Here is a 24,447-nt window from a genome sequence, read left to right as displayed (position 1 = left end):
CGCGCTGTAGGATCTCGCGCTTTGTGTCCTCGGTCGTCACTGTGACCTGCGGCTTGTCCAGTTGTCTCACCGGGTGTCCGATGCCTCCGTCTCACGGGGATGCCATTTCCTCGCGAAACATCTGGCGGCCCCGGGCCGGGGCAACGCCGGTCTCCCTGTCCCAGGCCATGCGGGCGTCGTAGAAAGTCCGAGTATGACGCCATTTCATTTGGTGATGCGGCGGTGGCATACGAGGGTTGCTGTGAGGGCGGTGAAGGCGAGGAGCTGAATCACCCTCAGCCGAACCCCCAGATCAGCACGCCCCCGACTCATCCGCTCACCACCTCGTTACCCACCCGCTGGGACCGCACTTGTGCTCAGGTGTTGCCGGCGACCGCCTGCCTGCGCTCACGTGCGAAGCCGGGAGCGGTACTCGCCCGGGGGCATGCCTCGGGTGCGTCGGAAGGCACGGCTGAAAGCGTGCGGCGAGGCGTAGCCGACCGCGCCGGAGATCGACTCGACCGGCTCGTCCGTGTCGCGGAGCCGGACGGACGCCAGGTCCATGCGCCACTGCGTCACGTATGCGCCGGGCGTCTGTCCGAGCGTGGACCGGAAGTGCCTGGACAGCGTCGTCCGGGAGACCGCCGTCGCGGCTGCCAGGGACTCGGTGGTCCAGGGGTGTTGCGGTTGGGCGTGGACACATGCCAGGGCTTCGCGCACGACCGGATCACGCATCGCGCCCAGCCAGGAGCCGGACCGCTCCTGCGGGTGGCGGGCCAACCAGACGCGGACGAACTGGATGAGCAGGAGGTCAACGATGCTGTTGACGGCGGCGGTGGTGCCGATCTGCGGTTGCGCGAGCTCCGCCGTGAGAAGCTCGACGGTCTTTCTGAGCTGTGTGTTCTCCCGGCTCGTGACATGCATCGGCCGGAGGAGGGAGGTGAGCACCGGCGTGCTCACCTCCGGGTCCTGCTCATAGCGCAGGACGAGCACTTCCGTCTGCGCCGGCGTCGAGCCCAGGTGCAGGGGGCTGCCGTCGGTGAGAGCCTGGACCGTCGCCTCCCGGTCGCAGGGACTCATCGTCGTACTGGACCCGCCGGCTATCCCGTGGGCGGTGCCCGGCGGCAACAGGACGGCGTCTCCTGCCTGCACCTCCAGGGGTTTCTCGCCTGTGACGTGGAGCCACATGGTGCCGCGGGAGACCACGTGCAGTGCCGCTTCCGGAGAGGACTCCAGCCACAGGCCCCAGGTTCCTCCGGCCTTCAGCACGACCCCGAGCGCCCCTCGTGCACCCGATACACGCAACGTCTCCGCGAGTACGTCCATCGTTCCCTCCTCGTTGACGGGCGGCAGCAGACCACGACGGGCGTCAGGTCACATCAAGAACGATCTTGCCGTGCACCTTCCGCGCGAACAGTGCCCGGACGGCGTCGGCCACGTCCTGCCAGTCGCCTCGCAGTCCGACCGGTGCCGAGAGCTTCCCGGCGGCCATGAGGCCCAGCAGGTCCGCCAGGTCCCCGCTGGTCGGCGTCATGTCGCCGTAGGTGGCGATGCTGCGGGGTTCGCCGAAGCCGAACAAGACCCCTGACGGGAACGTGGTGTCCTGGCCCGAGGAGTAACCGACCACGTGGACGGTGCCGCCCTCGGCGAGGGAACTCCACGCCTGGGCCACCAGCGGCCCACCGACCGTGTCCAGGACGAGGTCGAACCGGTACCCGGTCTCGGCCAGGTCGGTCAGGACCTTGTCGGCCCCGAGTTCACGGAGCCCGGCGGCCCGCTCCGGCGAACCCACGAGTGCCGTCACCCGGGCGCCCGCCAGCGCCGCCAGCTGGACGGCGAAGTGCCCCACGCCCCCGCTGGCGCCGGTGATCAGCACGTCGCGCGCGAGCAGGGAACGCGTGCGCAGCACCCGCAGTGCGGTGACTCCGGCGATCCCCAGCGCGGCGCCGTCGGCCGGATCCAGGCCCTCGGGGACGGTGCCGAGCGAGGCGGGGCTGACTGCCACCCGCTCCGCCCACGCGTGGCGCGCCATTCCCACCGCGACACGCGTACCTTCGGGCGGCCCCGAACCGTCGGATGCGGCGCGCACCACGACGCCGGCCGCATCGTGACCGTGCACAGCGCCGGCCGGCCACTGGTGCACGTAATTCAGCTCTCCGAAGTTGAGACCGATGTGCCGTATCTCCACCAACGCCTCACCGGTGGACGGTACGGGCTCATCGACATCGGCGAACCGGACGGGTCCGGCCCCGCCGTGATCGACCACAAGGGCGCGCATGGGTGTGATTCCTTCTCTCGTGGATGCGCCTGAACACGCGGCGCGGCAGCGGACGGTGTGCGCGAATGGCGCGCTGCCGCCTCCTTGAGACCCTTACGCAGGTCCGGCACAGCGACCAGCCCCGGGAGAACCGATCAGTTGACGATCTGTACCAGTGCGACTCGCGCGCGGCGTCGGACTCTGCACGCATCCAGTGGATGACGCGGTGACGGGCGCGGCAACACCCTGGCGGGGCGGCAGAGCACAGCAGGCCCCGCTGCCAACGGGATAGTTTGCCGGGCTTGCTGCCGGATGCAGCCGGTGGCTCTGGCGGTGTTCTTCACCCACCGGGGTGCGAGGCCGGGCGTTCGACGAGGACACCCAAACGGGAGAACCCTCCGGCCAGGGAGTCTCAGATTGATGGCCGTTCGGCCACCGCTCGGCCACCGTTCGTGAGATTCGGCCACGAAATCTGAGACGCTACACGCGCCGCCGGAAGCCCTGCTACGTCTGTGCCATGTCCACGAATCGCGAGTAGTGGCCCTGGAACGCCACCGTGATCGTGGCCGTCGGGCCGTTACGGTGCTTGGCGACGATCAGGTCCGCCTCGCCGGCGCGGGGGGACTCCTTCTCGTAGGCGTCCTCGCGGTGCAGCAGGATGACCATGTCCGCGTCCTGCTCGATGGAGCCGGATTCACGCAGGTCGGAGACCATCGGCTTCTTGTCCGTGCGCTGCTCGGGGCCACGGTTCAGCTGGGAGAGGGCGATGACCGGGAGCTCCAGCTCCTTGGCGAGCAGCTTCAGGTTTCGGGACATGTCCGAAACCTCCTGCTGGCGGCTCTCGGCACGCTTGGAGCCGCCCGACTGCATCAGCTGGAGATAGTCGATGACCACCAGCTTCAGTTCGTTGCGCTGCTTGAGGCGGCGGCACTTCGCGCGGATCTCCATCATGGAGAGGTTCGGCGAGTCGTCGATGTAGAGCGGCGCGGCGGACACGTCCGGCATCCGGCGGGCCAGCCGCGTCCAGTCCTCGTCGGTCATGGAGCCGGACCGCATGTGGTGCAGCGCCACCCGTGCCTCGGCGGACAGCAGACGCATCGCGATCTCGTTGCGCCCCATTTCCAGGGAGAAGATCACGCTCGGCAGGTTGCTCTTGATCGAGCAGGCGCGGGCGAAGTCCAGCGCGAGGGTCGACTTACCCATCGCGGGACGCGCCGCGATGACGATCATCTGGCCCGGGTGCAGGCCGTTGGTCAGCGCGTCGAGGTCGGTGAAGCCGGTGGGGACGCCGGTCATCTGGCCCTGGCGGGAGCCGATCGCCTCGATCTCGTCGAGCGCGCCCTCCATGATGTCGCCGAGCGGAAGGTAGTCCTCGCTGGTCCGCTGCTCGGTGACGGCGTAGATCTCCGCCTGGGCGCTGTTGACGATCTCGTCGACGTCGCCGTCCGCCGCGTATCCCATCTGCGTGATGCGGGTGCCGGCCTCGACCAGGCGGCGCAGCACCGCCCGCTCGTGGACGATCTCGGCGTAGTACTCCGCGTTGGCCGCCGTCGGCACGGACTGCACCAGGGTGTGCAGATAGGAGGCGCCGCCGACGCGGGCGATCTCGCCGCGCTTGGTCAGCTCCGCGGCGATGGTGATCGGGTCGGCCGGCTCGCCCTTGGCGTAGAGGTCGAGGATCGCCTGGTAGACCAGCTCATGGGCGGGGCGGTAGAAGTCCTCGCCCTTGAGGACCTCGACGACGTCCGCGATGGCGTCCTTGGACAGCAGCATGCCGCCGAGGACGGACTGCTCGGCGTCCAGGTCCTGCGGGGGGACGCGCTCGAAGCCGCCGGACCAGGAGCCGCCCTCCTCGTCGCGCTCGGAGCGGTCGCCGCGGCCGCGGCCCTTGCCGTCGCCCCGGCGGAAGCGGCCGGCCGGCAGCCGGTCCCCCGGACCGGAGTCCGCCCAGGGGTCGTCCATGGGCTCTGCCACGCTCACCCCGGCACCTCCTCCCGTCCGCGGCGCGGACCTCGCCGTGCCTCTTCCTTCTTACGGCACGGCTCCGACAATTGAGACGCCCGACTCCGGTTACGGCGCGTCGAGTTCACTGGGTCCTCGGGCCGAAAACAGGTGGCGGGCGCCGGTCAACGGTAGGCCCGTACGCACCGTCCGCCAATCTGGTTATCCACAGGCGGTGTGGATGACTGGCCCTCAGCTGTGGAGAACTCCCCTGTTCCTGTGCACGGCCTGGGGGAAACCACTGTGGACAAGCACACAATCAACCCGATCGCACCCCTGTGACCTGCGGATTCGCCGTCCATAGGCTGTGGGGGAGAAAAACTTCGGCAACCTGTTCATGATCGACGCCGCAGACGTGTGCCCCCTCACCCCGTCCAGCGAAAAGTAAGGATCACTATCGCCTTGCATCTATTACCTGTGGAAGATTAGATTGTGCGCATGACACAGGCTCCCGCGACGCCACGGCGCTCCGCCCGCCGCCACGACCGCGAGATCATCGCGCTCGCCCTGCCTGCCTTCGGCTCCCTCGTCGCGGAACCCCTGTTCGTGATGGTCGACAGCGCCGTCATCGGCCACCTCGGCACCCCGCAGCTCGCCGGACTCGGCGTCGCCGCCGCCCTCCTCACAACCGCCGTCTCCGTCTTCGTCTTCCTCGCCTACGCCACCACCGCCGCGGTCGCCCGCCGGGTCGGCGCCGGCGATCTGCCCGCCGCCATCCGGCAGGGCATGGACGGCATCTGGCTGGCCCTCCTCCTCGGCGCCGCCGTCATCGCCGCCGTCCTGCCGACCGCGCCCGCCCTCGTCGAGCTGTTCGGCGCCTCCGGCACCGCCGCCCCGTACGCCACCACCTACCTGCGGATCAGCGCGCTCGGCATCCCCGCGATGCTCGTCGTGCTGGCCGCCACCGGCGTCCTCCGCGGTCTCCAGGACACCCGCACCCCGCTCTACGTCGCCATCGGCGGTTTCACGGCCAACGCCGCCCTCAACATCGGCCTGGTCTACGGCGCCGGGCTCGGCATCGCCGGCTCCGCCTGGGGCACGGTCATCGCCCAGTGCGCCATGGCCGCCGTCTACCTCGCCGTGGTGATCCGCGGCGCCCGCCGGCACGGCGCCTCGCTGCGCCCCGACGCAGCCGGGATACGGGCCAGTGCCCAGGCGGGCGTGCCCCTGCTCGTCCGCACCCTCTCGCTCCGCGCCGTCCTCATGATCGCCACCGCGGTCGCCGCCCGGCTGGGCGATGCCGAGGTCGCCGCCCACCAGATCGTCCTCACCCTCTGGTCGCTGCTGGCCTTCGCCCTGGACGCCATCGCCATCGCGGGTCAGGCCATCATCGGCCGCTACCTCGGCGCGGGCGACGAGGACGGCGCCAGGGCCGCCTGCCGCCGCATGGTGCAGTGGGGCATCGCCTCCGGTGTCGTCCTCGGCATCCTCGTCGTGGCCGCCCGGCCGCTGTTCATCCCCCTCTTCACCACCGACCCCGCGGTCCGCGGACCGCTGCTCACCACTCTTCTGGTCGTCGCCCTCACCCAGCCCGTCTCCGGCATCGTCTTCATCCTCGACGGCGTGCTGATGGGCGCCGGGGACGGGCCGTATCTGGCCTGGGCGATGCTGGTGACGCTCGCGCTGTTCGCCCCCGCGGCGCTGGCCGTCCCGGCGCTCGGCGGCGGGCTCACGGCGCTGTGGTGGGCGATGGCCCTGATGATGACCGTCCGCATGCTCACGCTCTGGCTCCGTGCACGCTCCGGCCGGTGGATTGTGACCGGTGCCTTCCGCTGAACCACTACCGATCTTCGGAGCGTTGCCGATAATGACGGAGTGCGCCCGCTTGCCTGGAAATCGCTGCTCCCCCTGACGCTGGTGGTCATCGGGGCAGGCATCCTCACGGGTTACGCGACCGAGGAGCCGTCGCCCCTCGCCGCGCCGTACGGCTTCGGGAAGTCCGGCACCGGTGACGAGCCGCCCCAGGACCAGGACCCCGCGGCGACCGCTCCCGCGTCGGACGGCAGCGCCTACACCCCGCGCCGTACGGAGGAGAACGCCCGGATCGGCGCGGTCTTCGAGAAGGACGACAGCGGCAACCACTTCTGCACCGCCAGCGTGGTGCAGAGCCCCGGGCGGAACATGCTGGTCACGGCCGCGCACTGCGCCTTCGACCCGGACACCGGAAAGCCGGTCGACGACCTCGTCTTCGCCCCGGACTACCGCGACGGCGACGAACCCACCGGCCTGTGGAAGGTCCGGAAGATCTTCGTCGACCACCGCTGGACCGCTTCCGACGACGAGGATCTCGACGTCGCCTTCCTGACCCTGGACTCCAAGGGCGGCAAGCAGATCCAGGACGTCCTCGGCGGCAACACTCTCGGCATAGACCGCGGCTTCGACAACGAGGTCAAGGTCACCGGCTACCCCAGCAGCCGGGACACCCCGATCTCCTGCCAGAACCGCACCACGAAGTACAGCAGCACCCAGATGCGCATCCAGTGCGACGACTTCGCGGGCGGCACCAGCGGCAGCCCCTGGCTCGCCGACTACGACCCCAAGAGCCAGACCGGCACGGTCATCGGCGTCCTCGGCGGCCACCTCGGCGGCGGGGACGAGGACAACGTCTCGTACGCCGCCTACTTCGACGACGACATCGCCGCCCTCTACCGGCGCGCCCAGGCCGACGACTGAGCCGCCCCGGACACGGCGAAGGGCCGCACCCCGTTCCCGGGATGCGGCCCTTCGGCGTTTACTGCCCAGCTCAGGCGGCGACGACCTCGACGCCGACCTTCGCGGTGACCTCGGCGTGCAGACGCACGGAGACCTGGTGCGCGCCCAGGGTCTTGATCGGCGAACCGATCTCGACGCGGCGCTTGTCGACGTCCGGACCACCGGCAGCCTTGACCGCCGAAGCGATGTCGGCCGGGGTGACGGAGCCGAACAGACGGCCGGCCTCGCCGGCGCGGACCGCGAGCTTCACCTTGACGCCCTCGAGCTGGCCCTTGACCTCGTTGGCCTGCTCGATCGTGGCGATCTCGCGGATCTTGCGACCGCGGCGGATCTGCTCGACGTCCTTCTCGCCGCCCTTGGTCCAGCGGATCGCGAAACCGCGCGGGACCAGGTAGTTGCGGGCGTAACCGTCCTTGACGTCAACGACGTCGCCGGCGGTGCCGAGGCCGGAGACCTCGTGGGTGAGGATGATCTTCATGTTTCGGTCACCCTTCCCTTATCGCGCGGTGGACGTGTAGGGCAGCAGCGCCATCTCACGGCTGTTCTTCACGGCCGTGGCGACGTCACGCTGGTGCTGGGTGCAGTTGCCGGTGACTCGGCGGGCACGGATCTTGCCGCGGTCGGAAATGAACTTCCGCAGCAGGTTCGTGTCCTTGTAGTCGACGTAGGAGATCTTCTCCTTGCAGAACACGCAAACCTTCTTCTTAGGCTTGCGAGCAGGCGGCTTCGCCATTGTCTCTCTCCAGTGAGTTCAAGAAGTTTCGTGCTGACGCCCTGAGGCCGCGGGCCGGATTTCCGCGACGTTTCACGTGAAACGTCGCGGACGGCCGCACGGGCCTAGAAGGGCGGCTCGTCCGAGTAGCCGCCGCCGGAGCCACCGCCCCAGCCACCGCCGCCGCCACCCTGCTGGCCGCCGCCGGAGGGGCCGCCGGTCGCCCACGGGTCGTCGGCGGGAGCACCGCCGCCGCCCTGCTGCTGGCCGCCGCCGGGGCCGCCGCCCCAACCGCCGCCACCCTGGCCACCGCCCTGCGGACCGCCGCCGAAGCCGCCGCCCTGGCCACCGCGACCGCTGGTCTTGGTGACCTTGGCCGTGGCGTTGCGCAGGCTCGCGCCGACCTCGTCGACATCGAGCTCGTAGACCGTGCGCTTCACGCCCTCGCGGTCCTCGTACGACCGCTGCTTGAGACGGCCCTGCACGATCACGCGGGTGCCCCGCGTGAGGGACTCGGCGACGTTCTCCGCCGCCTGACGCCACACCGAGCAGGTCAGGAACAGGCTCTCGCCGTCCTTCCACTCATTGGTCTGACGGTCGAAGGTGCGGGGAGTGGACGCGACGCGGAACTTCGCGACCGCCGCACCGGACGGGGTGAAGCGCAGCTCGGGGTCGTCGACAAGATTGCCGACGACCGTGATGACGGTCTCGCCTGCCATTAGGGGAACCTCTCGGCGGGTGTGCTGCTGGCTGCTGGTGTTGCTGCTACTCGGACCCGGTTACCGCTGACGCCGAAGCGTTCAGTGGGTCTCGGGACGGAGGACCTTGGTCCGGAGGACCGACTCGTTCAGGTTCATCTGACGGTCGAGCTCCTTGACGACCGCAGGCGTGGCCTGCAGGTCGATGACCGAGTAGATGCCCTCGGGCTTCTTGTTGATCTCGTACGAGAGACGACGACGGCCCCAGGTGTCGACCTTCTCGACCTTGCCGTTGCCCTCACGGACGACGGAAAGGAAGTTCTCGATCAGGGGAGAGACAGCGCGCTCCTCCAGATCGGGGTCGAGGATGACCATCACCTCGTAGTGACGCATGTGGAACCCACCTCCTTTGGACTCAGCGGCCACGGTCGTTCCGTGGCAGGAGGGTCGTGATGCGTTCCGCGCCGGCCCCGCCGGGATATCCGGACAGAGATGGGCGCAGACCGTACAGCGTACCCGCTGCCACGCTTCCGGTTGAAATCCGCCCGCGAAACCCCGCAATCTGGAACACATCGGGTGTGAGCGGCGCGACGCGCGCCGCCTCTCATGGGAGGTGCCGCATGGCACAGGCAGTAAGGACCCAGCGCAACCTGCTCGCGCTCCTCAACAGCGACGGCAAACAGCATCCGGTCGAGAACACGCTGGCCACCGTGACCCTGGTGCTCGGCGCCATCGCCGTCTTCACCACCCTCTCGCCCGGCCTGCACCTGGTCAGCTCCTGGGTCGGCCTCGTCGGCATCGCCACGGGACTCTGGAGCCAGTTCGTCTCGTCCACGACCGGTGAGCGCTTCATGACGATCATCGGCCTCGGCGCCTCGGCCGTCGGCTTCTACATCGGCATCGCGCACGGCGGGCTCTTCGGCGGCCTCTTCTGACCCGGCCGGACCGCTCCGCACGCGAGGCGGCGTCCACCGCGGGCGCCGCCTCCGCCGTGGACCGCGGGCCCCTCCCCGCCCGGTGCGGCGGGCACGCTCGCGGCTCCCGTACGCCTGAACGGGACGCTCCCCAGTAGGCTTCGGCGCGAGAGCCGGAGCCCCGACCCTGGGGACACACCTGCCGAGGAGCGCCCCGCATGAGCCTGACCCTGAGGACCATCAGCCGAGAGCAGCATCTGGCATACATCCAGAATCTGCCCGCGGCGAGCCACTGCCAGGTCCCGGCGTGGGCGGATGTGAAGGCCGAATGGCGCTCGGAGAACCTCGGCTGGTTCGACAAGAGCGGTGAGCTGGTCGGCGTGGGCCTGGTCCTCTACCGGCAGCTCCCGAAGATCAAGCGGTACCTCGCCTACCTGCCCGAGGGCCCGGTCATCAACTGGTACGCCCCGAATCTGGAGGACTGGCTCCAGCCCATGCTGGCGCACCTCAAGCAGCAGGGCGCGTTCTCCGTGAAGATGGGCCCGCCGGTGATCATCCGCCGCTGGGACGCCCCCGCGATCAAGGCCGGTATCCAGGACCCGGACGTCAAGCGGCTGCGGGACGTCGAGGCGACGCACATCGAGCCGCGCGCCTTCGAGGTCGCCGACCGGCTGCGCAAGATGGGCTGGCAGCAGGGCGAGGACGCCGGCGCCGGATTCGGTGACGTCCAGCCGCGCTACGTCTACCAGGTGCCGCTCGCCAACCGCTCGCTGGAGGAGGTCCACAAGGGCTTCAACCAGCTCTGGCGCCGCAACATCAAGAAGGCCGAGAAGGCCGGCGTCGAGGTCGTCCAGGGCGGCTACGAGGACCTGGCCGAGTGGCAGCGGCTCTACGAGATCACCGCGGAGCGCGACAAGTTCCGGCCGCGCCCGCTCGGCTACTTCCAGCGCATGTGGACGACCCTCAACTCCGAGGACCCCAACCGCATGCGGCTCTACTTCGCCCGCCACAACGGCGTGAACCTCTCGGCCGCGACGATGCTGGTCGTCGGCGGACACGTCTGGTACTCGTACGGCGCCTCCGACAACATCGGCCGTGAGGTGCGCCCGTCCAACGCCATGCAGTGGCGGATGCTGCGGGACGCCTACGCGCTCGGCGCGACCGTCTACGACCTGCGCGGCATCAGCGACTCGCTGGACGAGACCGACCACCTCTTCGGCCTGATCCAGTTCAAGGTCGGCACCGGCGGTCAGGCGGCGGAGTACCTCGGCGAGTGGGACTTCCCGCTGAACAAGCTGCTCCACAAGGCGCTCGACATGTATATGTCGCGCCGCTGACCCTCCCTGCGTACGTCTTTCCGTCACAACCAGCCACGAGAAAGGTCCCGGGCCCGGCCATGGCGCTCACCCTCTACGTCGACACCGCGCGCTGGCGGGCGCATCACCAGAGCGTTCTCCAGCAGTTCCCCGGGCTCGTCCCGGTCTGCAAGGGCAACGGCTACGGCTTCGGCCACGAGCGCCTGGCCGATGAGGCCGCCCGTCTCGGGGCCGACATCCTCGCCGTCGGGACGACCTACGAAGCGGCCCGGATCAAGGACTTCTTCAGCGGTGACCTCCTCGTCCTGACGCCGTTCCGCCACGGCGAGGAGCCGGTGCCGCTGCCCGACCGCGCGATCCGTTCGGTCTCCTCGGTCGAGGGCGTGGGCGGCCTGGTGGGCGCCCGGGTCGTCATCGAGGTCATGAGCAGCATGAAGCGGCACGGCGTCACGCCGGAGGACCTGCCCAAGCTGGCCGCCGCCATCGAGGACGTCCGGCTGGAGGGCTTCGCCATCCACCTGCCGCTGGACCGCACCGACGGCTCCGACGCCGTCGAGGAGGTCATCGGCTGGATGGACCGGCTGCGGGCCGCCCGCCTCCCGCTGCACACCATGTTCGTCAGCCACCTCAAGGCCGAGGAGCTGGCCCGTCTCCAGCAGCAGTTCCCGCAGACCCGCTTCCGCGCGCGGATCGGCACCCGGCTCTGGCTCGGCGACCACGAGGCCACCGAGTACCGCGGTTCGGTCCTCGACGTCACCCGGGTCGCCAAGGGCGAGCGCTTCGGCTACCGCCAGCAGAAGGCCGCGTCCGACGGCTATCTGGTGGTCGTGGCCGGCGGCACCTCGCACGGCGTCGGCCTGGAGTCGCCCAAGGCGCTGCACGGCGTGATGCCGCGGGCCAAGGGCGTGGCACGGGCGGGCCTGGCGACGGTCAACCGCAATCTCGCCCCGTACGTCTGGTCCGGCAAGCAGCGCTGGTTCGCGGAGCCGCCGCACATGCAGGTGTCGATCCTCTTCGTGCCGAGCGACGCGCCCGCGCCGCAGGTCGGCGAGGAACTGGTGGCGCATCTGCGGCACACCACGACGCAGTTCGACCGGATCGTCGACCGCTGACCCGGTCCACGGCCCCTACGACGAAGGCCCGGCCCCGCGGCACTCCCGCGGGGCCGGGCCTTCGCCCGTTCCGGAGCCCGGTCACTCCCGTACGGCGCCCCAGCGCACCCGCGGGGCGGCCTCGAAGTGCACGGCGGGGCGGGGGCGCGGGGCCCGGCCCAGGACGAAGACGTCGGGTGCCCGGTCGAGGACGCCGCCGGACGGGTCGTCCTCGCCGTCCCGGCGGACCACGTCGCGCTCCGGCAGCAGCACATCGCGGATGACGACCGCGCAGAGGTAGAGCGTGCCGAGCAGATGGACCAGGATCGCCAGCTGATAGCCCTCCGGCGGCAGGCCCTGGTGCTTGTCGCCGCTGCCCGTGTAGGCGAGGTACATCCAGATCCCCAGGAAGTACAGGACCTCGCAGCCCTGCCAGATCAGGAAGTCCCGCCATCGCGGCCGGGCCAGCGCCGCCAGCGGGATCAGCCAGAGCACGTACTGCGGGGAGTACACCTTGTTCGTCAGGACGAAGAGCGCGACGACGAGGAAGGCGAGCTGTGCGAAGCGCGGGCGGCGCGGTGCGTAGAGGGTGAGCAGGGCCAGGCCGCCGCAGCCGAGGAGCATCAGCAGCGTGGCGTAGAGGTTGGCGTTCTCCAGCGGGTTCCCGGTGCGCTGGGAGATCAGCAGCCACACGGAGCCGAAGTCGATCGGCCGTTCCTGGCTGAAGGTGTAGAACTTCGCCCAGCCCTCACGGAGGTGGAAGCCGCTCGGGTCGTGCGTGAACATCACCGGGAGGTTCACCACGAGCCAGGAGGCGACGGCACCGGTCAGGCACCGGCCGTAGGCGCGCCAGGCGCCGGCTCGCCAGAAGAGCACCAGCAGCGGGCCCAGCAGGAGGACGGGGTAGAGCTTGGCGGCGGTCGCCAGCCCGATGAGCACACCGGCGCGGAGCGGATGGCTGCGGGACCACAGGAGCATGCCCGCGGCGGTGAGCGCGACGGCGAGCAGGTCCCAGTTGATCGTGGCGGTCAGCGCCAGCGCGGGCGCCAGCGCGACGAACAGTCCGTCCCAGGGGCGGTTGCGGTGCGTACGGGCCACGCAGACGACGAGGACGGTGGCGCAGACCATCAGCATCCCGGCGTTGACCAGCCAGTAGATCTGCTCGCGCTGGACGATCTCGCCGCCGTTCGGGGTCAGCCAGGAGGCGACCTCCATGAACAGTCCGGTCAGGACGGGGTACTCCAGGTACTCCATGTCGCCGGGCAGCCGGTCGAAGTAGGGGATGAGCCCGTCGGCGAAGCCGCGCCCGGAGAAGAGGTGCGGGATGTCGGAGTAGCAGGCGTGGACGTACTGCGTGGTGGCGCCGAAGAACCAGCCGCCGTTGTAGCAGGGGAGCTTCTGCACCATCCCCAGGGCGAACATGCCGAGTGCGACGAGCACGATCACCCGGACCGGGGTGAGCCGGCTCGTGCCGAGCAGCGCCCGGCGGCCGAGCGGCCCGCCGAGCAGCTCGCTGCCGGCTGCCGCGACCTCGTCCCGCTGTGTGGGCCGTACGGACTCGTCCCCGCGCACGCTCGTCATGGCCCCATCCTGCCGCACGCCCGGTGCGGAACGCGGCGAAGCCCCCGCCCGGTCGAGCCGGGTCGGGGGCTTCGCGATGCGTTGTTTCACGTGAAACGGACGTGGGTTCGGCTGCCGCTGCGGCGGGCCGTTTCACGTGAAACGTAGCTGGATCAGGGGTTCTCCCCGTTGGGGCCGCCGAGCCAGCCGCCGCCGGGACCGCCGCCGCCCGTCGGATCGGGCGTCTGGGTGTCCCCACCGGTGTCGCCGCCCGGCCCACCGCCGGGGCCGCCACCGGGACCGCCGCCGGGCCCGCCGGTCGTACCGCCGTCGTTGTGGCAGCCGATGTCCCAGTCGGCACACGTCTCCGTGGCCGTGGGCGTCGGCGAGTGGGTCGGCGTCTCGGAGTGCGAAGGCGTCTCCGAGGGCTTCTCGGACGGCGTCTCCGACGGCTTCATGGTGGGCGTCGGAGACGGCATGCCCGCCTCGTCGAAGCGCTGGCCGATGGGCGTGGCCGCCGGGAAGTCCTGGACCGGCGTGCCCTCCAGTGCCTTGATCATGTACTGCGTCCAGACCTCGGTGGGCAGCGCACCACCGTGGATCGAGTCGAAGCCACCGACGCCGTTCATGGAGAGCTGGCGGGGGTTCTTCGGGTCCTCACGGAACATCGAGATCGCGGTCGACAACTGCGGGGTGTATCCCACGAACCACGCCGACTTGTTCTCGTCGGTGGTACCGGTCTTGCCCGCGGCGGGACGGCCCAGCTTCGTCGCCTCCACCTTGGCCGTACCGTTCGTGATGACGTTCTCCAGCACCTTGGTGACGTTGTTGGCGATGTCCGGGTCGATCGTCGATTCCTTCGTGGGCGCCTCGATGCCGTCCACCGCCTCGCCGTGGTGCTTCACCTCGGTGACCGAGTACGGCTCCACCTTGGTGCCCGACTTCGCGAACGTCGCATAGGCGTTGGCCATGCGGATCGCGCTGGGCGTCGAGGTGCCGAGGGCGAACGAGGGGTTGAGGTACTTGTCGAAGCTCGCGTCCGAGATGCCCGCGGCCCTCGCCATGTCCCGCACCTTGCTCATCCCGACATCCATGCCGAGCTGCACGAACGGGGTGTTGACCGACTGCTCCATCGCCTTGTTGAGGGTGATGTAGCCCCAGGGATGGTTGCTCTCGTTCATCTGGTAGAAGGGCGAGTTGTCCTTCGACAGGTAGTCGGTGCCGTCGGCGTTCTTCACCTTGAGGTGGTCGTCACCGTTGTAGCGGCTCTCCGGCGACAGCGGCTGGCCGTTGCTGTGCTGCGTCCCGTACTTCATCGCCGCCGCGAGGACGAACGGCTTCCAGGTCGAGCCGACCGGCACACCGAAGGTGTCGGCGTTGTTGCTGAAGTGGCCCTTGTCGTAGCCCTCACCGCCGTATATCGCGACGATCTTGCCGGTGCCGGGCTCCACCGAGGCGCCACCGAACTGGACGTACTTGTCCTTCTCGCGCTTCTCGGGGTTGATGTAGCGCTTGTTGACCTTCTTGACCGAGCTGGCCAGCGCGTTGACCTTCTTCTTGTCGAAGGTCGTGTAGATCTGGTAGCCGCCCTTGTCGAACGCCGCCTGGCTGAGGTGGGTGTTCTTGAGGACGTACTTCTTGGCCGTGTCCATCAGATAGCCGATCTGGCCGTTCTGACTCGCCGTCGACTTCGGCTGCTGCGGCATGGGGAACTTCGTGTACTTGGCCCGCTCGCTCTTCGGCATCAGGCCCACCTCGACCTCCCGGTCGAGCACCCACGACCAGCGGTTCCTGGCCCGCTTCTCGTTCTCCTGGGGGCTGGCGTTCGGCACCGAACCGCCCGCGGGATCGTACAGCTCGGGACCCTTGAGCACCGTCACCAGCAGCGCGGCCTCGTCCGGCTTCAGCTCACGGGCGTCCTTGCCGTAGTAGGCCTGGGCCGCCGCCTGGATGCCGTAGGAGCCGCGTCCGAAGTAGCTGGTGTTGAAGTAGCCCTGGAGGATCTGGTCCTTCCCCAACGTCCCGCCGACCTTGATGGAGATGAAGAGCTCTTTGAACTTACGGCTGAGCGTCTGGTCCTGGCTCAGCATGGCGTTCTTGACGTACTGCTGAGTGATGGTCGAACCGCTCTGGGTCTCCTCGCCCTTGGCCATCTTGACCAGGGCGCGGAGGATGCCCATCGGGTCGACACCGGAGTCGTCCCGGAACGTCGCGTTCTCCGCGGCGATCGCCGCGTTCTGCATCGACATCGGGATGTCGCTGATCTGGACGATCTGCCGGTTGGTCTCGCCGTCGCGGGCCATGACGTCACCGTTGGCCCAGTAGTAGATGTTGTTCTCCTGCCGGGCCGCGATGCTCTCCTTGGGCACCTCCACCAGCCACAGAGCGATACCGGCGACCCCGACTATGACGCCCAGGAAGGCGACGCAGAGCGTCGTGACCAGCTTCCAGGACGGCACGAAGCGGCGCCATCCGTCACGTCCGGCGCGCGGGTAGTCGATGAGGCGCTTCTTGCCCGGGCCGTTTCCGCCCCGGCCGCGACCGCCTCCACCGCTGCCCGCGCCGCCACCGCGACGGCCCCGGCCGCCTCCCGCGCCGCCGGCCCCCGCCGCATCGGCCGCCCGCCGGCGACCGCCGCGCTGCGCCGCACGGCGTGCTTCCGCCCGCCCGCCGGGAGGCCGCTCCTGACCGTGCGAGGCGGAGTGGGATGTGGAGCCGGAAGCAGCACCGCGGGGCGCCGAGCGACGCCCCGATGACTGCTGTGCGGCACGTCGGGCCGCGGCGCGTCCGCCACCTTGCGGCTGTGGCGGTTTGCGACGGTGCTCGCTCATGGAACGAATACTCCTCGGGCAGGCGCGCTATCTCGTCGCCTGAAGGCGGTAGTTGTCTTCAGGTCCCCCCGAAGCACGGCCCGTTCCTGACGCGCGGGCCGCACTGCACCGAGCACGGGGACGCCAGTTATCGGCCCACGGTTCCCGGCAGTCTGCATGCCGCACAGACTACGCACGGCCAAAACCTGCCCACCGGCTAAATTCACTCCAAATCAGGCAGGTTGGACCCTATGAATCGGTGATGTGACGCCGTTCACCGGACCCTTGCTTGTCCCGTCCCACATGGCGTTCTATCGTCTGGATGTATCGAGTCGATACATCAGCACGGCATAAAGAGTGCGCGAGGTCGAGGAGGCGAAGGATGAGCAGACGCTCCGGCGTCCTCGAATTCGCCGTTCTGGGCCTGCTGCGCGAGTCCCCGATGCACGGCTACGAGTTGCGCAAGCGGCTCAACACCTCGCTCGGGGTATTCCGCGCGTTCAGCTACGGCACCCTCTACCCCTGCCTCAAGTCGCTGGTCGCGAACGGCTGGCTCATGGAGGAGCCGGGTGGCCCGCCCGAGGGCGCGCCCGCCACGGCTCTGACCGGACGCCGGGCGAAGATCGTCTACCGCTTGACCACGGCAGGGAAGGAGCACTTCGCGGAGCTGCTCGCGCACTCCGGTCCGGACGCGTGGGAGGACGAGCACTTCGGCGTCCGGTTCGCGTTCTTCGGCCAGACGTCGCGGGACGTCCGCATGCGGGTGCTGGAAGGGCGCCGCAGCCGGCTGGAGGAACGTCTCGAAAGGATGCGTACCTCCCTGGCCCGCAGCCGTGAACGGCTGGACGACTACACCCTCGAACTCCAGCGCCACGGCATGGAATCCGTGGAGCGCGAGGTGCGTTGGCTGAACGGACTCATCGAGAGCGAGCGCACCGGGCGCGATCGGCAGACGCCCGGGGCCGCTGAGCGGGACAAGCAGGATCGGTCAGGAGAGACGGACGGCCTGCCCCGGCACCGGGGCGGTTCCCGGCCGGATCCGTCCGATGACACCACCACATGAGGTCCTGTCCGGCAGGACCTCAGCGAGAACACAGGGAGCAACCGGAATGGGTTCGGTTCGCGTAGCCATCGTCGGCGTGGGCAACTGCGCCGCCTCGCTGGTACAAGGCGTCGAGTTCTACAAGGACGCCGATCCGGAGAGCCGTGTGCCCGGCCTCATGCATGTGCAGTTCGGCGACTACCACGTCCGTGACATCGAGTTCGTGGCCGCCTTCGACGTCGACGCCAAGAAGGTCGGCCTGGATCTCGCGGACGCGATCGACGCCAGCGAGAACAACACCATCAAGATCTGCGACGTGCCGAACGCCGGTGTGACGGTCCAGCGCGGCCACACCCTCGACGGCCTGGGCAAGTACTACCGCATGACGATCGAGGAGTCGGATCAGGCTCCGGTCGACATCGTCCAGGTCCTCAAGGACAAGCAGGTCGACGTCCTGGTCTGCTACCTCCCTGTGGGCTCCGAGGAGGCGGCGAAGTACTACGCGCAGTGCGCCATCGACGCCAAGGTCGCCTTCGTCAACGCCCTTCCGGTCTTCATCGCCGGCACCAAGGAGTGGGCGGACAAGTTCACCGAGGCCGGTGTCCCGATCGTCGGTGACGACATCAAGTCGCAGGTCGGCGCCACCATCACGCACCGTGTGATGGCCAAGCTCTTCGAGGACCGGGGCGTCATCCTGGACCGCACGATGCAGCTGAACGTCGGCGGCAACATGGACTTCAAGAACATGCTGGAGCGGGAGCGGCTGGAGTCCAAGAAGATCTCCAAGACGCAGGCCGTCACCTCCCAGATCAGGGACCGTGAGCTGGGCGAGGACAACGTCCACATCGGCCCCTCGGACTTCGTGGCCTGGCTGGACGACCGCAAGTGGGCGTACGTCCGCCTGGAGGGCCGCGCGTTCGGCGACGTCCCGCTGAACCTCGAGTACAAGCTCGAGGTCTGGGACTCCCCGAACTCCGCGGGCGTCATCATCGACGCGCTGCGCGCCGCGAAGATCGCCAAGGACCGCGGCATCGGCGGACCGGTCCTCTCCGCCTCCTCGTACTTCATGAAGTCGCCGCCCGTGCAGTACTTCGACGACGAGGCGCGCGAGAACGTCGAGAAGTTCATCAAGGGCGAGGTCGAGCGCTGACGCGCACTTCGCACCCTCGTTTCGCAGGCCTCCGGGTATTCCGCCCGGGGGCCTGCGGGCTGTGTGAGGCTGTGCCTCATGCATGCTGTGCGCGACCTACGCGTATTACTCCGGCTACGTGACTTCCGTTCGCTCCTCGCCGCACGGCTGCTGTCCCAGGCGGCCGACGGGGTGTTCCAGGTCGCGCTCGCCACCTACGTCGTCTTCTCGCCGGAGAAGCAGACCTCACCGGCGGCCATCGCCTCCGCCATGGCGATCCTGCTGCTGCCGTACTCGCTCCTCGGGCCGTTCACCGGCGTGCTGCTCGACCGCTGGCGGCGCCGCCAGGTCCTGCTCCACGGCAATCTGCTGCGCACGCTGCTGGCCATGGCGACGGCGGCGCTGATCGCGGCGGACGTCCCCGACTGGCTCTTCTACGCCTCGGCCCTCTCGGTGACCGCGGTGAACCGGTTCGTCCTGGCCGGGCTCTCGGCCGCGCTGCCCCGGGTGGTCGACGGCGGACCACAGCTGGTCGTGGCCAACTCCCTTGCGCCCACGGCCGGTACGCTCGCCGCGACGGCCGGCGGCGGGCTCGCCTTCGCGGTCCGGCTGGCCGGCCCGGACGTGGACGCGTTCGTCATACTGCTGGCCGCGGCCCTCTACTTCTGCTCGGCGCTCACCGCGCTGCGGATGGCGCCACAGCTGCTCGGCCCCGACCTCACCGCCCGCCCACCGCAGCTGCGACAAGCCCTGCTGAGCACCGTACGAGGCCTCGCGGAGGGGCTGCGCCATCTCGCCGGGCGGCGCACCCCGGCCCGCGCACTGGCCGCGATGACCCTCATCCGCTTCTGCTACGGAGCGCTGACGGTCATGGTGCTGATGCTGTGCCGGTACGCCTGGACCGCGACCGAATCCGAGGGCCTGGCCCTGCTCGGGGTCGCCGTCCTGGTGTCGGGCGCGGGCTTCTTCACGGCAGCCGTCGTCACGCCGTGGGCGGTGGCGCGCTTCGGCGCGTTCGGCTGGATCGCCTGCTGTGCCGCCATCGGCGCGGTGCCGGTGCCGGCGCTCGGTCTGTTCTTCATGCCGGGGCCGATACTGGTCGCCGCCTTCGTGCTCGGGCTCGGCACCCAAGGAACCAAGATCTCCACGGACACGGTCGTCCAGGCCACGGTGGACGACGCGTTCCGCGGCCGGATCTTCGCCGTCTACGACGTGCTGTTCAACATCGCCTTCGTCGGTGCCGCCGCGGTCGCCGCCCTCCTGCTGCCGCCGGACGGCAGATCCGGTGCTCTGCTGCTCATGGTGACCGTGATCTACGCATGCGTCGCCGCGGCGGTGGTGCGCCGTAGGCACGGGTAGGCACCGCTGCCCCGCACAGGGGCGGCCGGGCGCAGCAGCCGGGCACGCGGACCAGATACCTTACGGGCGTCCTGCACGAGCCTGTACACATCAAATTCGGGGGAGTTCCATGACCATGCCGCCTCAGGGCCCGAACCCGTACGGCCAGGCGCCGTACGGGCAGAACCCCTATCCCCAGGCACCGCAGCCGCCCCAGGCTCCCTACGGTCAGCCCCAGCCCGGGTACGGCCAGCCCCAGCAGCCACCGGCTCCGTATGGCTATCAGCAGCCGCAGCCGGGGTACCCCGCGCCGCCGCAGCAGCCCTACGGGCAGGGTGGCGCTCCCGTGCCTCCGCAGCAGCACTACGGGCAGAGTGGCGCTCCCGTGCCTCCGCCGCGTCCCGCCAAGCAGCGGTCCCCCAAGGCGATCCTGAAGGGCATCGGCGTCGTCCTCATGCTGATCGTCGGCGGGATCTTCTGGATCTCCAGCCTGGACGACGCGGACAGCGCCGAGGTCGGTGACTGCGTCAAGAAGTCCGAAAGCTCGCTCGACGACGGTCTCAAGGTCGTGGATTGCGGCACCTCGGAGGCCCAGTACAAGGTGACCGCGGTGCACAACGACACCTCCGACCCGTCCGTCTGCTCCGCGGGGGAGTCGGCGTACACCAAGACCGTGGAGCGTCGTAAGCGCGCCGACACCCACATGGTGCTCTGTCTGACCTCGGCGAAGTAGCGTCGGCCGAGCACGGCGGACAAGCCTCGGGGCGGTGTTTCACGTGAAACACCGCCCCGCACCTCATCCACCATGTTTCACGTGGAACATGACGGCCCGCCAACCACCCGGCTCGCCGGCCGCCCGTTTCACGTGAAACATCAGCCCTGCGTGGCCCACCACTCCTTCAGAGCGGCGATGGCCGCCTCCCGCTCCATGGGACCGTTCTCCAGCCGGATCTCCAGCATCTGCTTGTACGCCTTGCCGACGGCCGGGCCCGGGGCGATGCCGAGGATCTGCATGATCTCGTTGCCGTCCAGGTCGGGCCGGATCGCATCCAGCTCCTCCTGCTCCTGCAGGCGCGCGATGCGCTCCTCCAGACCGTCGTACGCCCGCGACAAGGCATTCGCCTTCCGCTTGTTACGCGTCGTGCAGTCCGAGCGGGTGAGCTTGTGCAGCCGGGACAGCTGCGGGCCCGCATCGCGGACGTAGCGGCGGACCGCCGAGTCCGTCCACTCCCCGGTTCCGTAGCCGTGGAACCGCAGATGCAGCTCCACGAGCCGCGAGACGTCCTTCACCAGGTCGTTCGAGTACTTCAGCGCGATCATGCGCTTCTTGGTCATCTTGGCGCCGACCACCTCGTGGTGGTGGAACGAGACCCGGCCGTCGCTCTCGAACCGGCGGGTCTTCGGCTTCCCGATGTCGTGCAGCAGCGCCGCCAGCCGCAGCACCAGGTCCGGCCCGTCCTCCTCAAGGTCGATCGCCTGCTCCAGGACCGTGAGCGTGTGCTCGTAGACGTCCTTGTGGCGGTGATGCTCGTCACGCTCCAGCCGGAGCGCGGGCAGTTCGGGCAGCACCCGCTCGGCGATCCCCGAGTCGACCAGCAGCCTGAGTCCCTTGCGCGGGTGCGCCGCCAGGATCAGCTTGTTCAGCTCGTCCCGGACGCGCTCCGCGGACACGATCCCGATCCGCCCCGCCATCGCCTTCATCGCCGCCACGACGTCGGGGGCGACCTCGAAGTCCAGCTGAGCGGCGAAACGGGCCGCGCGCATCATCCGCAGCGGGTCGTCCGAGAAGGACTCCTGCGGGGTGCCGGGCGTCCGCAGCACCCGGGCCGCCAGGTCCTCCAGACCGCCGTGCGGGTCGATGAACTCCTTCTGCGGGAGGAAAACGGCCATCGCGTTCACCGTGAAGTCGCGGCGGACCAGGTCTTCCTCGATGGAGTCGCCGTACGACACCTCCGGCTTGCGCGAGGTGCGGTCGTACGCCTCGGAGCGGTACGTCGTCACCTCGATGTCGAAGGAGCTCTTCTTGCAGCCGACGGTGCCGAACGCGATGCCGACCTCCCACACCGCGTCGGCCCACGGACGGACGATCTTCAAAACGTCCTCGGGGCGCGCATCCGTGGTGAAGTCCAGGTCGTTGCCGAGCCGGCCCAGGAGCGCATCCCGCACCGAACCGCCGACCAGGGCAAGCGTGAACCCGGCCTCCTGGAACCGGCGGGCCAGGTCGTCCGCCACGGGGGAGACCCGCAGCAGCTCGCTCACGGCACGGCGCTGCACCTGGCTCAGCGCATTCGTCGACTGCGCAGACCGCTCGGACTGCGGGGCGGGGATGTCATTGTTGGCGTTCGGCACAACTGAAAAGGGTACGTGCCCGTGCCACGCCCGGCGTCCCGCCGTCAGGGGCGCCGCCGTGACCGGCCCGGCCCGTGATCTTGTGGCGCACACCATGGCACGACGCCACGGCGCACCTCGTTACCATGCGTGGACGCACATTCCAACGACCACTGACGACGACGAGGGACGGGCGAGCGCGTGGCCGATGCGGCAAGGTTCCGGTGGACTGAACGGCCGCGCGGGCGCCGGCTACGACGCGGCGCCGCGCTGTTCACCGGGGTGCCCCTGCTCATGGGCCTGATGCAGCTCCCGCTGGCCCCCGCGGCGCACGCCGCCCCGACCGGGCCGCGCACCGTCGACGTCAGCATCGACTCGCTGACCCCGCAGGCCCCCGGCAAGGGCGACACCGTCACCGTCTCCGGCACCGTGACCAACGAGAGCCGGACCACGGTCACCGACGCCCATGTCGCCCTCCGGCGCGGCCCGGCGCTCAACGGGCGCAGCGCGCTCGACACCGCCGCCCGGCGCACCGGGTTCTCCCCGGCCGAGGACGGCCCGGAGGTCAAGGGGCACACCGCCGACGTCGAGCCGCTCCGGCCCGGCATCAGCCGCTCCTTCTCGCTCCGCGTCCCGGTCAAGGACCTCGACCTCGGAGACGGCGGCGTCTACCAGCTCGGCGTCTCCCTCTCGGGCCGGTCGCAGGGGCAGTACGAGCAGGTGCTCGGCATGGAGCGGACCTTCCTGCCCTGGCAGGAGGGCGATGCGGGGAAGAAAACGCAGCTCACGTACATGTGGCCGCTGATCTCCTCCACCCACCTCACCGCCCAGACCGACGCCGACGCGCAGCAGACGCCGGTCTTCCGTGACGACGATCTCGCCTCGGAGATCAAGCCCGGTGGCCGGCTGCAGCAGATGGTCGCGCTGGGCAAGGACCTCCCGGTGACGTTCGTCATCGACCCGGACCTCCTCGCGACGGTCGAGGCGATGACCAAGCCGTACCGGGTGCACGGCCCCGACGGCCCCGCGGGCAAGAACCAGGCCGTCGCCAAGGAGTGGCTGAACGACCTCACGGAGGCGGTGAAGACCCACGAGGTCGTCGCGCTCCCGTTCGCCGACCCGGATCTCGCCTCCCTCGCCCACCAGGGCAAGAACGTGCCCAGCTCCCTCGGACACCTCGGCCCGGCCACGGAGCTGGCGTCCACGACCGTCGACACGACGCTGGGCGTGAAGCCGCGCACGGACTTCGCCTGGCCCGTCAACGGCGCGATCGACTCCTCGATCGTGGACGTCGCCACCTCCGCCGGTGCCCACAACGTCATCACCCGCAGCGACAGCCTGCGGGAGTCCGACCGGCTGACCTACACGCCCACCTCGGCCCGGCCGATCGGCGGCGGCAACACCGCCGTCGTCGCGGACGCGGGGCTGTCCACCGCCTTCGAGGGCGACCTGACGCAGAGCGGCCGGGCCACCCGCGCCGTCCAGTCGTTCCTCGCCCAGACCCGGCTGATCGGCCTGCAGGACCCCGGCCGGCAGCGCAGCATCGTCGTCGCGCCGCAGCGGATGCCGTCCACCAGCCAGGCGCAGGCCATGGCCGCGGCGCTGCGGACGCTGGAGGCCACCGACTGGACGCAGCCGCTGGACCTCAGCGACGCCGCCAACGCCGAGCCCGACGAGGCGGCCGCCCGGCACGTCCCGAGCCGCGCCGCGTACCCGTCGTCGCTGCGCCGCCAGGAGATGCCCACCGAGGCGTTCCGCCAGATCCAGGAGACCCAGGCGGCGCTGGACGAGTTCCGGGTGAATCTGGACCGCCCCGAGCGCGTCGTGACGCCGTTCGGCAACGCGATCATGCGGGGGATGTCGACGCAGTGGCGCGGCAACCGCGCCGGAGCGGCCGCGTTCCGCGGTTCGGTGCGGGACTACCTCACCGAGCTGACGCGGAAGGTCAGCCTGATCCAGAAGTCGAACGCCACGCTCTCCGGGCGCAGCGCGACGATCCCGGTGACGGTGCAGAACAACCTTCTCCAGGGCGTGGAGGGGATGACGCTGAAGCTGACGTCCTCGCAGCCGAACCGGCTGAGCGCGGGCGAGCCGCAGCGCATCAAGGTGGACGGCGGGCACAGCCAGTCCTTCAAGTTCGACACCACGGCGAACGCCAACGGCCCGGTCCGGGTGAACGCCCAGCTCTACACCGCGGACGGAAAGCCGTACGGTCAGCCGATGACGTTCGTCGTGAACGTCACGGAGATCACGGCGACGGTCATGCTCGTCATCGCGGGCGGTGTGCTGCTGCTGGTCCTGGCCGGTGTGCGGATCTACCTCCAGCGCAAGCGGGCGGCCGCCCGGAAGACGGACGAGGGCCCTCAGGGCGACGCAGGTCAAGACGGCACCGAGGGGCCCGACGGCCCCGGTCCTGGCGGCCGGAACGGCACGGACGCGACCGACGACGCGAGCGGCGAGGACGCCGGGCAGCCGAGTGACCCCACGCCGGACACCGGTTCGGGAGGCTCCGGTCCGTCCGGCTCAGGTGAGAAAGTGGACCGTTGATATTTGGCGGGGC

At 69.6% G+C, this 24,447-nt stretch carries 20 protein-coding genes; 10 read left to right on the top strand and 10 right to left on the bottom strand.

What is annotated here, in order from left to right; all coding sequences use genetic code 11:
- Nucleotides 1–387: 387 nt before the first annotated feature.
- The 3 genes from ABT345_RS16060 to dnaB all read right to left on the bottom strand — a co-directional run bounded on the left by ABT345_RS16060 (nt 388) and on the right by dnaB (nt 4,198).
- Complete coding sequence (locus ABT345_RS16060; protein WP_345089355.1) at nt 388–1,305, bottom strand: AraC family transcriptional regulator; 918 nt, start codon at nt 1,303–1,305, stop codon at nt 388–390.
- Nucleotides 1,306–1,348: 43 nt separating this feature from the next.
- Nucleotides 1,349–2,257 (bottom strand): zinc-binding dehydrogenase, encoded by a 909-nt coding sequence (locus tag ABT345_RS16055; RefSeq protein ID WP_345089352.1) that lies wholly within the window; start codon nt 2,255–2,257, stop codon nt 1,349–1,351.
- Nucleotides 2,258–2,740: 483 nt separating this feature from the next.
- A complete protein-coding gene (dnaB, locus tag ABT345_RS16050) occupies nt 2,741–4,198 on the bottom strand; it encodes a replicative DNA helicase (protein WP_345089692.1) in 1,458 nt (485 codons plus the stop codon).
- 477 nt (nt 4,199–4,675) lie between these two features.
- On the opposite strand from dnaB, the gene ABT345_RS16045 reads away from it, so the two are divergent.
- Nucleotides 4,676–6,013, top strand: a complete 1,338-nt coding sequence (locus ABT345_RS16045; protein ID WP_345089349.1) for an MATE family efflux transporter — start codon at nt 4,676–4,678, stop codon at nt 6,011–6,013.
- Nucleotides 6,014–6,052: 39 nt separating this feature from the next.
- Entirely contained in the window at nt 6,053–6,910 is an 858-nt protein-coding gene (locus ABT345_RS16040) for a trypsin-like serine peptidase (RefSeq protein ID WP_345089346.1), read from the top strand.
- A 70-nt stretch (nt 6,911–6,980) separates the two neighbouring features.
- On the opposite strand, the gene rplI is transcribed toward ABT345_RS16040, so the two are convergent.
- The 4 genes from rplI to rpsF all read right to left on the bottom strand — a co-directional run bounded on the left by rplI (nt 6,981) and on the right by rpsF (nt 8,752).
- Nucleotides 6,981–7,427 (bottom strand): 50S ribosomal protein L9, encoded by a 447-nt coding sequence (gene rplI, locus ABT345_RS16035; RefSeq protein WP_345089343.1) that lies wholly within the window; start codon nt 7,425–7,427, stop codon nt 6,981–6,983.
- A gap of 18 nt (nt 7,428–7,445) precedes the next feature.
- Nucleotides 7,446–7,682: a 30S ribosomal protein S18 gene (gene rpsR / locus ABT345_RS16030; protein ID WP_003978893.1), complete on the bottom strand. Its 237-nt coding sequence runs from the start codon at nt 7,680–7,682 to the stop codon at nt 7,446–7,448.
- Between the two features lie 104 nt (nt 7,683–7,786).
- Nucleotides 7,787–8,380 (bottom strand): single-stranded DNA-binding protein, encoded by a 594-nt coding sequence (locus tag ABT345_RS16025; RefSeq protein ID WP_345089339.1) that lies wholly within the window; start codon nt 8,378–8,380, stop codon nt 7,787–7,789.
- An 81-nt stretch (nt 8,381–8,461) separates the two neighbouring features.
- Complete coding sequence (rpsF, locus tag ABT345_RS16020; protein WP_345089336.1) at nt 8,462–8,752, bottom strand: 30S ribosomal protein S6; 291 nt, start codon at nt 8,750–8,752, stop codon at nt 8,462–8,464.
- Nucleotides 8,753–8,979: 227 nt separating this feature from the next.
- Here rpsF and ABT345_RS16015 point away from each other — a divergent pair, with 227 nt between their 5' ends.
- From ABT345_RS16015 to ABT345_RS16005, 3 genes are all read left to right on the top strand, one after another.
- Nucleotides 8,980–9,294, top strand: a complete 315-nt coding sequence (locus ABT345_RS16015; protein ID WP_345089333.1) for a hypothetical protein — start codon at nt 8,980–8,982, stop codon at nt 9,292–9,294.
- A 197-nt stretch (nt 9,295–9,491) separates the two neighbouring features.
- Nucleotides 9,492–10,610: a lipid II:glycine glycyltransferase FemX gene (locus ABT345_RS16010; protein ID WP_345089330.1), complete on the top strand. Its 1,119-nt coding sequence runs from the start codon at nt 9,492–9,494 to the stop codon at nt 10,608–10,610.
- Nucleotides 10,611–10,669: 59 nt separating this feature from the next.
- Complete coding sequence (locus ABT345_RS16005; RefSeq protein ID WP_345089327.1) at nt 10,670–11,701, top strand: alanine racemase; 1,032 nt, start codon at nt 10,670–10,672, stop codon at nt 11,699–11,701.
- Between the two features lie 81 nt (nt 11,702–11,782).
- Here the strand turns inward: ABT345_RS16005 and ABT345_RS16000 are convergent, their stop codons facing one another.
- Nucleotides 11,783–13,261 carry a glycosyltransferase family 87 protein gene (locus ABT345_RS16000; protein WP_345089324.1) on the bottom strand — a complete coding sequence of 493 codons (1,479 nt, stop codon included), beginning with the start codon at nt 13,259–13,261 and terminating at the stop codon, nt 11,783–11,785.
- Nucleotides 13,262–13,413: 152 nt separating this feature from the next.
- On the bottom strand, nt 13,414–16,071 hold the full coding sequence (locus ABT345_RS15995) for a transglycosylase domain-containing protein (protein WP_345089322.1): 2,658 nt from the start codon (nt 16,069–16,071) through the stop codon (nt 13,414–13,416).
- A 361-nt stretch (nt 16,072–16,432) separates the two neighbouring features.
- Here ABT345_RS15995 and ABT345_RS15990 point away from each other — a divergent pair, with 361 nt between their 5' ends.
- From ABT345_RS15990 to ABT345_RS15975, 4 genes are all read left to right on the top strand, one after another.
- On the top strand, nt 16,433–17,113 hold the full coding sequence (locus tag ABT345_RS15990) for a PadR family transcriptional regulator (protein WP_345089318.1): 681 nt from the start codon (nt 16,433–16,435) through the stop codon (nt 17,111–17,113).
- Between the two features lie 46 nt (nt 17,114–17,159).
- The gene (locus ABT345_RS15985) at nt 17,160–18,242 is read left to right on the top strand and encodes an inositol-3-phosphate synthase (protein WP_345089314.1); all 1,083 of its coding nucleotides are present in this window, start codon (nt 17,160–17,162) and stop codon (nt 18,240–18,242) included.
- 78 nt (nt 18,243–18,320) lie between these two features.
- The gene (locus ABT345_RS15980) at nt 18,321–19,580 is read left to right on the top strand and encodes an MFS transporter (protein WP_345089311.1); all 1,260 of its coding nucleotides are present in this window, start codon (nt 18,321–18,323) and stop codon (nt 19,578–19,580) included.
- A gap of 109 nt (nt 19,581–19,689) precedes the next feature.
- Entirely contained in the window at nt 19,690–20,292 is a 603-nt protein-coding gene (locus ABT345_RS15975; protein WP_345089308.1) for an LppU/SCO3897 family protein, read from the top strand.
- A gap of 140 nt (nt 20,293–20,432) precedes the next feature.
- Here the strand turns inward: ABT345_RS15975 and ABT345_RS15970 are convergent, their stop codons facing one another.
- Entirely contained in the window at nt 20,433–21,908 is a 1,476-nt protein-coding gene (locus ABT345_RS15970) for a CCA tRNA nucleotidyltransferase (protein ID WP_345089305.1), read from the bottom strand.
- A 180-nt stretch (nt 21,909–22,088) separates the two neighbouring features.
- On the opposite strand from ABT345_RS15970, the gene ABT345_RS15965 reads away from it, so the two are divergent.
- Nucleotides 22,089–24,434: a DUF6049 family protein gene (locus ABT345_RS15965; protein WP_465270457.1), complete on the top strand. Its 2,346-nt coding sequence runs from the start codon at nt 22,089–22,091 to the stop codon at nt 24,432–24,434.
- The last annotated feature ends 13 nt before the right edge of the window (nt 24,435–24,447 follow it).

Origin of the sequence: Streptomyces sp. NPDC000404 (genome assembly GCF_040300365.1) — a bacterium.
Classification (GTDB): domain Bacteria; phylum Actinomycetota; class Actinomycetes; order Streptomycetales; family Streptomycetaceae; genus Streptomyces; species Streptomyces ramulosus.
This window is presented reverse-complemented; position numbering and strand designations above follow the sequence as displayed.